The organism is Mesorhizobium sp. WSM4822, assembly GCF_055811155.1.
This window is the reverse complement of sequence record NZ_JBVVQM010000001.1, coordinates 237269-250950: the sequence shown is the minus strand read 5'-3', so window position 1 is coordinate 250950 and position 13682 is coordinate 237269. Positions and strand designations below refer to the sequence as shown.

Below are 13682 nucleotides of genomic sequence, written 5' to 3'. Positions count from 1 at the left end.
ATGTCGTTGTCTCAAAACCGGACCACTTTTGAGCGACATGCAGTAGCAGCTACTCGGCCAGCTGCGGCAGGTTCTTGAACAGGTCGAGCGCTTCCGGGTTGGCGAGCGCTTCCTTGTTCTTGATGGCGCGGCCGTGCACCACGTCGCGCACCGCGAGTTCGGTGATCTTACCCGACTTGGTGCGGGGAATATCCGACACGGCAACGATCCTGGCCGGGACATGGCGGGGACTGGCGCCACTGCGGATCTTGGCGCGGATGCGTTTTTCCAGATTTTCGTCGAGCTGCGCGCCGGCGGCCAGGCGCACGAACAGTACGACGCGCACGTCGTTGTCGAAGTCCTGGCCGATGCACAGCGCTTCCAGAATCTCCGGCATCTGTTCGACCTGGTTGTAGATCTCCGCCGTGCCGATGCGCACGCCGCCCGGGTTGAGCGTGGCGTCGGAGCGGCCATGGATGATCAGGCCGCCATGCGCGGTCCATTCGGCGAAATCGCCGTGACACCAGACATTGTCGAAGCGCTCGAAATAGGCCGCCCGGTACTTCTTGCCCTCGGGGTCGTTCCAGAAGCCGATCGGCATCGCCGGAAAAGCCTTGGTGCAGACCAACTCGCCCTTCTCCTGCCGGACCGGCCTACCGTCATCGTCCCAGACATCGACCGCAAGGCCAAGGCCGGGTCCCTGGATCTCGCCGGTCCAGACAGGCTGCGTCGGCACGCCGAGCACGAAGCAGGAGACGATGTCGGTGCCGCCGGAGACCGAAGCCAGATGCACGTCCTTCTTGATGCCGTCATAAACGAAGCGGAAATCTTCCGGCGATAGCGGCGAGCCGGTGGAGGAGATTGCCCGCACAGTGGCCAGATCATGCGTGCGGATCGGCTTGAGGCCAGCCTTGCGCACGGAATCGATGAACTTGGCCGAGGTGCCGAGGAACGTCATCTTCTCGGCATCGGCGAAATCGAACAGCACACTGCCGTCGGGGTAGAAGGGCGAACCGTCATAGAGCAGCAACGTGGCCCCCGAAGCGAGCCCCGACACCAGCCAGTTCCACATCATCCAGCCGCAGGTGGTGAAGTAGAAGAAGCGGTCGCCATCGGTGAGACCGGCATGCAGCCGGTGTTCCTTGACATGCTGGATCAGCGTGCCGCCGGCCGAATGGGCGATGCATTTGGGAATGCCGGTCGTTCCCGACGAAAACAGGATGTAGAGCGGATGCGAAAACGGCAGCGGCTCGAAGGCAACGGGCTTGCCGACGAAGGGCGACAGCGCCTCTTCCAGCGCTACCGCCTTGTCGATGGTCCCGGCGACATCACTCGATGTGCCGAGATAATCGACGACCAGAATCTTGCGGACAGTGCCGAGCTTGGCCGCGACCGCGGCGATCTTGTCGGCGACTTCGATCGCCTTGCCATTGTACCAATAGCCATCCGGCGCGATGAAGACGACGGGCTCGATCTGGCCGAACCTGTCGAGCACGCCCTGCTCGCCGAAATCGGGAGAGCAGGACGACCAGACCGCGCCGATCGAGGCGGCGGCCAGCATGGCGGCGACGGTCTCCGGCATGTTGGGCATCATGGCGGCGATGCGGTCGCCCTTCTTCACCTTGAGCGACAGGAAAAGCTGCTGCAGCCGCGAGGTCAGCGCGTGCAACGCGTTCCAGGACAGCCGGCGCTCGACCTTGTCTTCGCCGCGAAACACGATTGCGTCGCCTGAGCCGGTCTTCTTCAGCAGATTCTCGGCGAAATTCAGTGTCGCATCGGGAAAGAAAGAAGCGCCGGGCATCTTGTCGCCGTCGACGAGCAGGTTATCGCCCTTGTCGCCGACGATGCCGCAGAAATCCCAGATCAGGCTCCAGAACCCCTCACGGTCCTCGACCGACCAGGCATGAAGCTGCGAATACGAGGAAAACGCTACGCCGGCTTTCACTCCGGCGGCCTTGGTGAAGGCGGTCAAGGGTGCTGCGTCAATCTGGTCTTGCGTCGGGGTCCAGAGCGGTTGTCCGGCAGCCATGATCGTTCCTCCACGGTCGCCATCGCTTATGCATATCGCAGCGCAGCAGAGCAAGATTTTGTTCGGCTGATGCGACCAGATGTGCGCAAATGCCATCGCCGGGCCATAAAGACTTGAAATGCCTCAGCCCTAAGTCGTAGTGACAACTTGAAGTCGTGGTGACGACTGGGGGTCGTGGTGACGACTGGGGTCGTGGTGACGACCGGGGTTACACCCGCCGGGCGATTTGTCGGAATGGAAGCATACGGGGCCATATGCCATCATCTATGATCCGGCGCGGAATATGGGCGATCGGCGCTGCCGTGATCGTCGTCGCGCTGGTCGTTGCCGCCCTGCCGCTGATTGCCTCCACCCGTATCGTGCGCGACCGCATCGCCTGGGAAATGAGCGCGTGGAGCGGCTTCCGGGTCGCCATCGACGGTTCGCCGCGCATCGAGGTCTGGCCGACATTCCGGGCAATCCTGACCGATGTGACGCTTTCACAATGGACCGACACCGAGGCGCCGCCTGTGGTCGAGGCAGAACGGGTCGAGGTCGACCTTTCCGCCATGGCGGCGCTGCGCGGCGACGTGGTGTTTTCGACGGCGCGGCTGGTGCGGCCGACGATCCGGGTCCAGCGCACGCCTGCCGGCCTTTTCCTGCCCGCTGTCCCCACCGGCGGGCGCATCACGCGTTCCATCGACACGGCGCGCGGCGTGGTCAATGCCGACCCCGCCAAGCCGGACCTCGACAAGCTGCCTACCGACACCTTCGGCACGGTCGAGTTTCGCGACGGCCGAATGGTAGCGTCCATCGGCGGCAAGGACGTCGAGATCCTGAGCAGTTTAAACGGTCAGGCGAATTGGGCGGCGATGAACAGCAATGCGACGCTGTCGGCAACAGGGATCTGGCGGGGCGAAAGCGTCGCGCTGGACGTCGCCTCGGCCAGACCACTTGTGCTGTTTGCCGGCGGCACGGCGCCGCTGACGCTGTCCTTCAAGGCGGCGCCCGCCACCTTCTCGTTCGACGGCACGGCCAGCATGTCTGAAAATACCTATTTCGACGGTCAGGCGAAGTTCTCGGCACCCTCGCTGCGGCGTGTCCTGGAATGGTCGCAGGCCGGCATCGCTCCGGGTGCGGCGATCGGCTCGGTCAGCATTTCGAGCAAGATCACCGCGACGGGCGGGCGCGTCAAGTTCGACAACACGGCAATTGCACTCGACAACAATCCGGGGATGGGTGCACTGGACCTCTCGCTTGGCGCACAACCTGTGATCTCCGGTACGCTCGCCTTCGACACGCTCGACCTCAGATCGTTTCTTTCGGCCTTCACCCCGCTGGTGCCGACCGGAGGGGCGGGACCCGGCGAAATCGACACAAGTTTCGCCGACAAGATCAATCTCGATCTGAGGCTGTCGGCAGCCCACGCCACGGCGGGACCTATCCAGCTCGCCGATGTCGCCGCCACCGCCCAGGTCAAGGATGGTCTGTCGGTATTCGACATCTCCGATGCCTCGGCCTTCGGCGGCAACATCCAGACCAGCCTTCGCTTCGATCGCAAGCCGGAGGGCTCGCAGGTCGAAATCCGCCTTCTGGCGTCCGACATCGACGGCGGTGCGTTCGGCACGGCGGCAGGGATGACGCGGCTGGTGCCGGTCGGCACGGGCACCGTCTCGGTGATCCTCAAGGGGCCGGGCAGAACCTGGGATTCCATCTTCGACAATGCCGACGGCTCGGTCTCGGCGACCTTCGGGCCGGGTGCGTTGAGCAAGCTCAACCTGCCGGCCTTCCTCAAACATACCGAACAGGGCGGCTTCTTCGCGCTCGACGACGTCTCCGACGGAACATTGCCGATCGACGGCGCCGAGATCAAGGCCACCATTTCGAAGGGCGTGGCGCGGATCGACAAGGCCGAGGCCAATTCAGCGAAGTACAAGATCTGGCTGTCCGGCATCGCGTCCTACGCCGGGCGCGGACTGGCCTTGTCCGGCGGCGTCATTCAGCCTGACCAGGCGGCAACGCAGGCCAACGGCCAGCAAGGTCCCAACCAGTCATCGTTCTTCGTCGGCGGAACCTGGAGCACGCCGTTCATTTCCCCGATCAGCCGCGGCGTTTCGGGGGAATAGGCCGCCACTGCGCCTCCTGTCTTTCACCCGCGCTGCGCCGCCTGCTCGTCGAGCTGGCGCTGCACCTCACGCCGCTTGTTGGCAAGCGAGGCGATGATGACGCCAATCGCCACGACAGCGATCAGGATGGTGCAGGCAGCGTTGATTTCCGGCGTCACGCCGAGGCGAACCTGGCTGTAGATCTTCATCGGCAGCGTCGTCGCGCCCGGCCCGGAGGTGAAGCTTGCGATGACCAGATCGTCGAGCGAAAGCGTGAAAGCCAGCATCCAGCCGGAGACGATCGCCGGCATGATGACCGGCAATGTGATCTGGAAGAAGGTCTTCACCGGCGTTGCGCCAAGATCCATCGCGGCTTCTTCCAGCGAGCGGTCGAAAGTCATGAGCCGCGACTGCACGACCACGGCGACGAAGCACATGGTCAGCGTGATGTGGGCGAGCGTCACGGTGAGGAAGCCGCGGTCGAGCCCGACGGCGACAAAGAGCAGCAGCAGCGACAGGCCGGTGATGACTTCCGGCATGACCAGCGGCGCAAAGACCATGCCGGAGAACAGCACCCTGCCCTTGAAGCGCGTGTAGCGGGTCAAGGTGAGTGCCGCCAGCGTGCCGAGAACGGTCGCTACCGTGGCCGAGATCAGGCCAACGCGCGCCGTCACCCAGGTCGCGTCCATGAGGCCCTGATTGTGGAACAGCGAGACGTACCATTTGGTCGAGAAACCGCCCCAGACCGTAACCAGTTTCGACTCGTTGAACGAGAAGACGATGAGCAGCACGATCGGCAGATAGAGAAAGGCAAAGCCAAGCACGATCGAAGTGATGTTGAAGCGGCTCCAGGTGGCGTTCATGAGGTCACCTGTCCATTTCCTGAGCGCGCGCCTGGGCCCGCTGGAAGAGCATGATCGGCACGATCAGCAGCAACAGCAGGATGACGGCAACGGCCGACGATACCGGCCAGTCGCGATTGGCGAAGAACTCGTTCCACAACGTCTTGCCGATCATCAGCGTCTGCGAGCCGCCGAGCAGATCGGGAATGACGAACTCGCCGACGGCCGGAATGAACACCAGCAGACAGCCGGCGATGACGCCGGGCAGCGACAGCGGGAAGGTGATCTTCCAGAACGCACTTGTCGGCGGACAGCCGAGATCCTTGGCTGCCTCGATCAGCGAATAGTCCATCTTCTCAAGCGCGGAATAGAGCGGCAACACCATGAACGGCAGGTAGGAATAGACGATGCCGATGAAGATCGCCGTATAGGTGTTGAGGATGATCAGCGGCTGGTGGATGACGCCGGTGGCGAGCAGCAGCTGATTGAGCAGCCCTTCGGGCTTGAGAATGCCGATCCAGGCGTAGACCCGGATCAGGAACGAGGTCCAGAACGGCAGGATCACCAGCATCAGCAAGGTCGGGCGGATCGTCGCCGGCGCGCGCGCCATGCCATAGGCGATGGGGTAGCCGACGAGCAATGTCAGGACCGTCGAGACCGCGGCGATGATGACGCTGGTTACATAGGCGTTGAAGTAGAGGGCGTCCTGCGTCAGCCAGGCGTAATTGTCGAGGCTGAGTTGCTTCAGCTGAGCCAGGAACCCGGAAATGCCGCCGCTGAAATCGAGCGCCGGCGTATAGGGCGGAATGGCGATTGCCGTCTGCGACAGCGAGATCTTGAAGACGATGACGAACGGAATGAGGAAGAAAAACAGCAGCCAGACATACGGGATGATGATGACCAGTCGGCCAACGAAGGCAGCACCCAGCCTGGCAAGGATGGATTTGCCGGCATTGGATGCCGGAGAGGCTGATGAGGTGGTGACGGCGGCGCTCGACATGGTCGCCCCTACCGCGTCAGCACGACGCCGGCATCGGGCCGGAAGGAAACCCAGGCGCGGTCGTTCCAGCTCAACGGATCCTCGGTGATGCGGGCCGCGTTCATGGTGCTCGCGCGCACCACCTGGCCGTCGTCCAGCCTGACATGGTAGACGGTCATGTCGCCGAGATAGGCGATGTCGTAGACCTCGCCCTCGATGGCGTTGACCGCCTCGGCCGGCTTCTTCGACGACACCTTGATCTTTTCGGGCCTGATGGCGAAGGTGACGGCCGTCCCGGCGCCGGCGGTGCCGGCATTGTCGGTGCGGATGGTGAGTCCGTTGCCGGCATCGATGCTGGCGCTGCCGGCCTCGCCACGCGCGATCTTGCCCTCGAACATGTTCACATTGCCGACGAAGCCGGCGACGAAGCGCGATCCCGGCGCCTCGTAGACTTCGGCCGGCGTTGCCACCTGCATCACCTCGCCCTTGTCGATGATGGCGATGCGATCGGCCATGGTCATCGCCTCTTCCTGGTCGTGGGTGACCACGACGAAGGTCAGGCCGAGGTTCTGCTGCAAATCCATCAGTTCGAACTGCGTCTCTTCGCGCAGCTTCTTGTCCAACGCGCCGAGCGGCTCGTCGAGCAGCAGCACCTTCGGCCGCTTGGCGACCGAGCGGGCGAGCGCGACGCGCTGGCGCTGGCCGCCGGACAGTTGGTGCGGCTTGCGCTTGGCGAACTGCTCGAGTTTGACCAGCTTCAGCATCTCGGCAACGCGCGATGCGATTTCGGGCTTCGGCATGCCGTCCTGCTTAAGGCCGAAGGCGATGTTGTTCTCGACCGTCATATGCGGGAACAGCGCATAGGACTGGAACATCATGTTGACAGGCCGCCGGTAGGGCGGGATGCCGCGCAGATCCTGGCCGTCAAGCAGAATGCGGCCGGCTGTCGGCTCCTCGAAGCCGGCGAGCATCCTGAGCAGCGTCGACTTTCCGCAACCGGAGGCGCCCAGCAGCGCGAAGAACTCGCGCTCGAAGATGGTCAGAGACAGATTGTTGACGGCGGTGAAGTCACCGAACTTCTTGGTGACGTTGTCGAACTGGATGTACGGCTTGGCATTCGGGTCGTTCCACGGTGCAAAATCCCTGCGGATACTGCCAAGCGATTTCATATCCCACTCCGTCCTGATTTTCTTGCTTCTTGCCCCAGGTAGAAACGGTCCCGGCAGGTGGCTGCCGGGACCGTGTCGGATTGCTTACTGGCCAGTGACGATCTTGGTCCAGGTGCGCGTGATGACGCGCTGGGTCTTGGGATCGTATGGCGAGACGGTGTAGAGCTTCTTTATGGTCTCGGCATCGGGATAAACCGAAGGATCCTCCAACAATGCCTTGTCGACGAATTGCTGCGAAGCCTTGTTGCCGTTTGCGTAGAGCACGTAGTTCGACGACTTGGCGATAACTTCCGGCTTCATCATGTAGTTGATGAACTCGAGCGCCTCCGCCACATGCGGCGCGTCGGCGGGGATTGCCATCTGGTCGAACCACATCTGCGCGCCCTCCTTCGGCACGGAATAGCCGATTTCGACGCCCTGCTTGGCCTCGACCGCGCGGTTGCGGGCCTGGAACACGTCACCCGACCAGCCGACCGCCAGGCAGATATCACCGTTGGCGAGCGCGTTGATGTATTCGGAGGAATGGAACTTCCTGATGTAAGGCCGCACCTTGAGCAAGGTCTCCTCGGCCTTGGCGATATCATCGGGTGACGTGCTGTTCGGGTCGAGGTTGAGATATTTCAACGCCGCCGGGATGATATCTGCCGGCGAGTCCAGCACGTAGACGCCGCAGTCCTTCAATTTGGCCAGGCTATCGGGATTGAAGAAGACGTCCCAGCTGTCGATCTTGTCAGTGCCAAGCGCCGCCTGCACCTTCTTGATGTTGTAGCCGATGCCAACCGTGCCCCACATGTAGTTGACCGAGTATTCGTTGCCGGGGTCATATTTGGCGGTTCGCTCGGTAACCGTGTCCCACATGTTGGAAATGTTGGGCAGTTTCGACTTGTCGAGCTTCTGGAACACGCCGGCCTGGATCTGGCGCGCAAGGAAATTGCCGCTGGGCACGACGACGTCATAGCCGCTGCCACCGGCAAGCAGCTTGGTCTCAAGGATTTCGTTGGAATCGAAGGTGTCATAGACGACCTTGATGCCGGTTTCCTTGGTGAAATCGTCGATGATCGAACTGTCGATATAGTCCGACCAGTTGAAGACGTTGACGACACGATCCGCGGCGTGACCGCCGACGGTGAACAATGTCAGGAATGCCGAGGTTGCCGAAAGCCAGAGCGCTTTGCGGATCATGCTATTCTCCTTTGATGAGTGTTCCTTCACCGGCTCGTCGCGATATCAGCGCGACCGGCATTTTCTTCAGACTATTGAGCTTTCCAGGGGGCGACAAGCGCGAACTGCCGAGACCATGCAGGCGGTTCGACGAGATGGCTGGTTGCCCCTGAGGCGGCCTGGGAGGCGTGCCAATACCGTCATAGGCTTTCGCCGTGGCGCGGGCAGAGATACGACGATATGGTCCGGTCCCGATCGGACCGGCTGGGAGACTTGGCAAGATACGCCTGTCTTGTTGTTGCCGTATCCCCAGCCTGCCCGTGCTGCAGCGACGTTGTCAATGGCAAAGCTGCAGGCCGCCTCAATTAGGCGACGGCACCCCGGTGACCCCTGCGCGTTCGGGCCGTGCCTGGCGCTTGAATTCGAGCCCGATATGGACGAGCAGCGCCGTGACCACCACCGCGCCACCGATGATGGTGCGCCCCGACGGCACCTCGGAATGGATGAGCCAGACCCATATCGGGCCGAGGATTGGCTCGAACGTGCCGAGCAGAGCCGCGATGGCCGCCGGGATCAACCGTGCGCCGGTGGCGAAGAAGGCGAGACCGAGGCCGAGATTGACCACACCGAAGGCAAACAGAAAGCCCATGTCGCTGACTGACACGGTGAAGGTCGATGCCTGCGAGACGGCAAAGCCGGCCGCGAGCATGGTGCCGAGGCACGTCGCCGGCGTCATGCGCACGCCGGAAAACCGCCGGGTGATGACGGTGGCGACCGAGAACATGACCGCGATCAACAGCGCCAGCCCATCGCCTATGGGCGAGACGGCGCCATCCAGCGATTCCGACACCATGATGGCGACGCCGGTGATGACGGCGGCGATTGCCACCCAGGTGGCGACACCGACCCTTTCGCGAAACAACGCCCAGGCAAACAGCGCCGCCAGCAACGGCACGCCTGCCTGCATCAAAAGGATGTTGGCGACGGTGGTGTAGGCCAGCGCCACGACGAAGGCGGTCGATGCGGTGGCAAAGCAGATCCCGACGGCAAGGCCGGGCAGACCCATGTCGTGGAACAGCTTCAACGTGCCACGCCAGCCGTCACGCCAGACCATGAAGCAGACCAGGAAGGCGGCTGCCCAGAGGGATCGCCAGAAAATGACCGTCCAGCTGTCACCGACAGTGATGAAGCGGGCGATGGTGCCGCCGAAGCTCCACATCAGCGCCGACAGGAAGACCAAAAGCATGCCGACGCGCTCCTCGCGCGGCGAGACGGCTGGCGATGCGGTATCGATCATGAGCGCGACTGTCGGGCTTTTGTGGACGGGACGATGCGCAAGGGACGACAAAAAGATGCTCTGTTCGCGTAACGCAAAGGCGCAGGCCGGAACTGAGCCAGCGGCCGGCGACAATTATGGCACCTTGCCCCCATTTCAGAGGACACGGCGTTACTGGAAATCGAAGGCACTCAGGCCCGTCACCATCTCATCAAGGCCGAGCGGGCGCGTCACCGGCGGCTCGGCGCGCGCCAGGCAGCCGACGCGTTCGCAAAGCCGGCAGGCAGGCCCGACCGGCGTCGCCGCAATACTGCCGGCCTTTGCGGTGATTGCCGCACTGGGCAATGCCGCGCCATAGACGATCTCGTCCCGAAAGCCGATGTCGCAACCGAGCAGCAGCGCGGTGCGGCGCGGACGTTCCGAGAATGCGCCTTGCGGCCCTTCCAGCGTGCGGGCGATGCACAGGAACTCGGCGCCGTCGGGCATTTCCACTGCCTCGACGAAGACCTGGCCGGGTTGGGTGAAGGCAACATGCACGGGCAGCTTGGGACAGCCGCCGCCAAAGCGGCTTTGTGGAAAGCCCTGGCTGCCGGCCTTGCGGAAGCGGTTGCCTGCATTGTCGACCTCCAGCATGAAGAACGGCACCCCCGAGGCACCCTGCCGCTGCAGCATGGTCAGCCGGTTGGCCGCCTGTTCGAAGGAGACGCCGAAGCGCGAACGCAGGACATCGATGTCATAGCGGGCGCGCACGGCAGCCGCGTGAAAGGCCTGATAGGGCATCATCAGCGCATGCGCCGCATAACGGCCAAGTTCGAAGCGGGCCAGGCGGCGCGCCTCGTCGGTGCTCAGCTTGAGCGCCTGGATCTCGCCGGCGACCGCGACCGTCATGCGGATCAGGCAGGCCTCCATCGCGACTTCGCGCAACTGGTCGAACGGCGACAGGCGTTCGGACAGGAACAGGCGCTGCGAATGACGATCATAACGGCGGCGCCAGTTCGGCATGGTGGCGACCGGCAGCACCTTGACCACGATGCCATATTCGCGCTTCAGCCAGGCCTTCAGCGCGCCGAACAGATCGTCGCCGGGATCGAGCACCGAGGTGAACGCCGCGGCCTCCCCCTCGAGGGCAGCGAAATGGTTCGGCCGGCGCTCGAAAATCTCGTGCACCTCGTCGATCGGCAGGCGGGCGCCGGAAAGCGCCGTCGCCCGACCTTCGCGCGCCAAAAGCTCGTTTAGGTCGGACAGGCGCTCGGCCTGCTCGCGATAGGCGCGGAACAGTTTTATCACCGCCGCGGACGCGTTGGGCGCGGCCTCGGCAAGCTCGATCAGTTCCTGATCTCCCGGCAACTCGCCGACCAGCAGGGGATCGGTGAACACTTCCTTCAAGGCAGCGACGGATCCCCTCGCCTCGCCCTGCAACTCGTGTGGATCGACCTTGTAGACGGAGGCCAGTCTGAGGATCAGCTGCACCGTCAGCGGCCGCTGGTTGCGCTCGATCAGATTGAGATAGGACGGTGAAATGCCGAGGCCCTCGGCCATCGCCGTCTGGGTCAGGCCCTTGGCATTGCGGATGCGGCGGATGCGCGGCCCGGCGAAGATCTTCTGGTCAGCCACGGACTGTCCTTTACAGCAATTTACACGAACTTTCTGGGCTCTGGCCTTTTACAATAATGACAAATTTACAACGCACCTCTGTCAAACGCAACACAGGTTTTCTCTTATATTCCGTCGGCTCCCCGGATTTTTGTGGCTGATTTCGCGCAGAAATGTAAATCCAGTCATACCCAACGACCCCAAATTCTCGACGCCTTGAGACAGTTCAGCAATTCCTCGGAGTGACCAATGACTGATTTTTACAACCTCGTCCCATCGGCCCCGGAAGGTCGTTTCGACGGTATCGAACGGCCCTACTCCGCGGCGGATGTGAAGCGTCTGCGCGGTTCGGTGCAGATCCGTCAGAGCCTCGCCGAAATGGGTGCCAACCGGCTGTGGAAGCTCATCCATGAGGAGGACTTCGTCAACGCGCTCGGTGCCATGTCCGGCAATCAGGCGATGCAGCAGGTGCGCGCCGGGCTGAAAGCGATCTACCTGTCGGGCTGGCAGGTTGCCGCCGACGCCAACACGGCTGGCGCGATGTATCCGGACCAGTCGCTCTATCCGGCCAATGCAGCGCCCGAACTGGTCAAGCGCATCAACCGGACGCTGCAGCGCGCCGACCAGATCGAAACGTCCGAAGGCAACGGGCTTTCGGTCGAGACATGGTTCGCGCCGATCGTCGCCGACGCGGAAGCCGGTTTCGGCGGACCGCTCAACGCCTTCGAAATCATGAAGGCCTTCATCGAGGCGGGCGCCGCTGGCGTCCATTATGAGGACCAGTTGGCGTCGGAAAAGAAATGCGGCCATCTCGGCGGCAAGGTGCTGATCCCGACCGCGGCGCACATCCGCAACCTCAACGCCGCGCGCCTGGCGGCGGACGTGATGGGCACGCCGACCATGGTCGTCGCGCGCACCGATGCGGAAGCCGCCAAGCTGCTCACCTCCGACATCGACGAACGCGACCAGCCTTTCGTCGACTACGACGCCGGCCGCACGGTGGAAGGCTTCTACCATGTCAGGAACGGCATCGAGCCCTGCATCGCCCGCGCCATCGCCTATGCGCCTTACGCGGATCTGATCTGGTGCGAGACCTCGAAGCCGGACCTGACGCAGGCCAGGAAATTCGCCGAGGGCGTGCGCAAGCATCATCCCGACAAGCTGCTCGCCTACAATTGCTCGCCCTCGTTCAACTGGAAGAAGAACCTCGACGACGCGACGATCGCCAGGTTCCAGGAGGAGCTCGGCGCCATGGGCTACAAGTTCCAGTTCATCACGCTCGCCGGCTTCCACCAGCTCAACTACGGCATGTTCGAACTGGCGCGCGGCTACAAGGCGCGGCAGATGGCGGCCTATTCCGAGTTGCAGGAAGCGGAGTTCGCGGCCGAGGCCAATGGCTACACCGCAACCAAACATCAGCGCGAAGTCGGCACCGGCTATTTCGACGCCGTGTCGATGGCGATCACCGGCGGCCAGTCATCGACCACCGCCATGCATGAATCGACCGAGCACGCGCAGTTCAAACCGGCCGCGGAATAGCGAGCAGCAAAGTACAGAGGAAACGCCCAACAGGGCTTGGAAGGAGAAGACCAATGGCATCGATAAGCCGTGTCAAGGAACGCGCCGAGGAACAGTCGACGACGATGAACGTCGACCAGCAGGCGACGATCCGCATGCTGGCCAACGACCTGCACCGCCTCAACCAGTCGGTGATGAAGGCGGTCGAGGCGGGCGTCTCGGTGGAGCTCGTGCGCTCGGCACGACATCATGGCGGCGACGGCAACTGGGGCGATCTGCTGATCCCGGTGATCGTCACGCAGCAGCGCCACGGCTGACCGGAATCCATGCAACCGACCCTTCACCTGCGCAGCCCCTGCGCAGGTGAATTTTCTTTTTATGAAACGCACTTGTGGACAGTTGAGTACAGTAGCGTTGCTTGAAATTCACTGCTCCGGCGATGATTTCAGGCACTTTTATTTCAACTTGACACAGGCTACGATCTCACGCCAATTGCGCTCCGGATTCAACTCTGCATTGAAATAGGGGCGAGCTTCTTGGCCGACTTGTGTGCCCGGTGAATGGCGAAGGCGAGACTCCAAGACATCCGAATCCGGTGACCCGCGGTTCAACCACCGAGGCGGTCCGCGATCCGTCGCAGGTGCTTGTCGTCGGCAAATCGCCAATCAATCGCGTGGTGATTTCAAAGATCGTCGAGCGATCCGGGCTCAAGCCGATTTCCGAATCTCCCGACACGGCGGCAAGGATCTTGCGGTCGCTCATTCCCGGCGCGGTTGTCCTTGACGGCGGCGCCGATAACAAGGACTGCGACAATCTGATGTCCAGCATCGACGCGTTGCGCCGCGCCTCGGGCAAATCGCTGCCACCGGTAATCCTGCTGTCAACCAAGAACGGCACGACGGAAAGTCTGGGCCTGTCTGGTATCATCGACGTGGTGGTCGCCAAGCCGATCACGCCCGAACGGTTGCAACCGGTGATCGATCGCCTGATCGGCCGCTAAGGCAATTGCGGGAAAAGTACGCAGGCGGTTTTCCGTCCGGAATTGAGCAAAC

Annotated in this window: 11 protein-coding genes; 4 read left to right on the top strand and 7 right to left on the bottom strand. The window is 62.7% G+C overall.

Translation table 11 applies throughout. The features are described 5' to 3' along the window. Positions 1–49: 49 nt before the first annotated feature. Positions 50–2008: an acetoacetate--CoA ligase gene (locus AC0L3E_RS01365; RefSeq protein WP_473604040.1), complete on the bottom strand. Its 1959-nt coding sequence runs from the start codon at positions 2006–2008 to the stop codon at positions 50–52. Positions 2009–2262: 254 nt separating this feature from the next. Here AC0L3E_RS01365 and AC0L3E_RS01360 point away from each other — a divergent pair, with 254 nt between their 5' ends. After that, positions 2263–4113: an AsmA family protein gene (locus AC0L3E_RS01360; protein ID WP_127327951.1), complete on the top strand. Its 1851-nt coding sequence runs from the start codon at positions 2263–2265 to the stop codon at positions 4111–4113. A 23-nt stretch (positions 4114–4136) separates the two neighbouring features. Here the strand turns inward: AC0L3E_RS01360 and AC0L3E_RS01355 are convergent, their stop codons facing one another. From AC0L3E_RS01355 to AC0L3E_RS01330, 6 genes are all read right to left on the bottom strand, one after another. After that, positions 4137–4955 carry an ABC transporter permease gene (locus AC0L3E_RS01355; RefSeq protein WP_013530251.1) on the bottom strand — a complete coding sequence of 273 codons (819 nt, stop codon included), beginning with the start codon at positions 4953–4955 and terminating at the stop codon, positions 4137–4139. A gap of 4 nt (positions 4956–4959) precedes the next feature. Next, positions 4960–5934 carry an ABC transporter permease subunit gene (locus tag AC0L3E_RS01350; protein WP_127272202.1) on the bottom strand — a complete coding sequence of 325 codons (975 nt, stop codon included), beginning with the start codon at positions 5932–5934 and terminating at the stop codon, positions 4960–4962. A gap of 8 nt (positions 5935–5942) precedes the next feature. After that, a complete protein-coding gene (locus AC0L3E_RS01345; protein ID WP_127272201.1) occupies positions 5943–7082 on the bottom strand; it encodes an ABC transporter ATP-binding protein in 1140 nt (379 codons plus the stop codon). Positions 7083–7166: 84 nt separating this feature from the next. Next, on the bottom strand, positions 7167–8264 hold the full coding sequence (locus AC0L3E_RS01340) for a polyamine ABC transporter substrate-binding protein (protein ID WP_127268369.1): 1098 nt from the start codon (positions 8262–8264) through the stop codon (positions 7167–7169). A gap of 340 nt (positions 8265–8604) precedes the next feature. Beyond that, complete coding sequence (locus AC0L3E_RS01335) at positions 8605–9540, bottom strand: DMT family transporter (protein WP_473604039.1); 936 nt, start codon at positions 9538–9540, stop codon at positions 8605–8607. A 150-nt stretch (positions 9541–9690) separates the two neighbouring features. After that, a complete protein-coding gene (locus tag AC0L3E_RS01330; protein WP_473604038.1) occupies positions 9691–11133 on the bottom strand; it encodes a helix-turn-helix domain-containing protein in 1443 nt (480 codons plus the stop codon). A gap of 228 nt (positions 11134–11361) precedes the next feature. Here AC0L3E_RS01330 and aceA point away from each other — a divergent pair, with 228 nt between their 5' ends. The 3 genes from aceA (at position 11362) to AC0L3E_RS01315 (ending at position 13630) form a co-directional block, all read left to right on the top strand. Continuing rightward, positions 11362–12651, top strand: a complete 1290-nt coding sequence (gene aceA, locus AC0L3E_RS01325) for an isocitrate lyase (RefSeq protein ID WP_473604037.1) — start codon at positions 11362–11364, stop codon at positions 12649–12651. Between the two features lie 53 nt (positions 12652–12704). Continuing rightward, positions 12705–12947 (top strand): SMc00767 family acetate metabolism repressor, encoded by a 243-nt coding sequence (locus AC0L3E_RS01320; protein WP_127268365.1) that lies wholly within the window; start codon positions 12705–12707, stop codon positions 12945–12947. Between the two features lie 278 nt (positions 12948–13225). Continuing rightward, positions 13226–13630, top strand: coding sequence for a response regulator (locus AC0L3E_RS01315; RefSeq protein ID WP_473604036.1), 405 nt, complete (start codon positions 13226–13228; stop codon positions 13628–13630). The last annotated feature ends 52 nt before the right edge of the window (positions 13631–13682 follow it).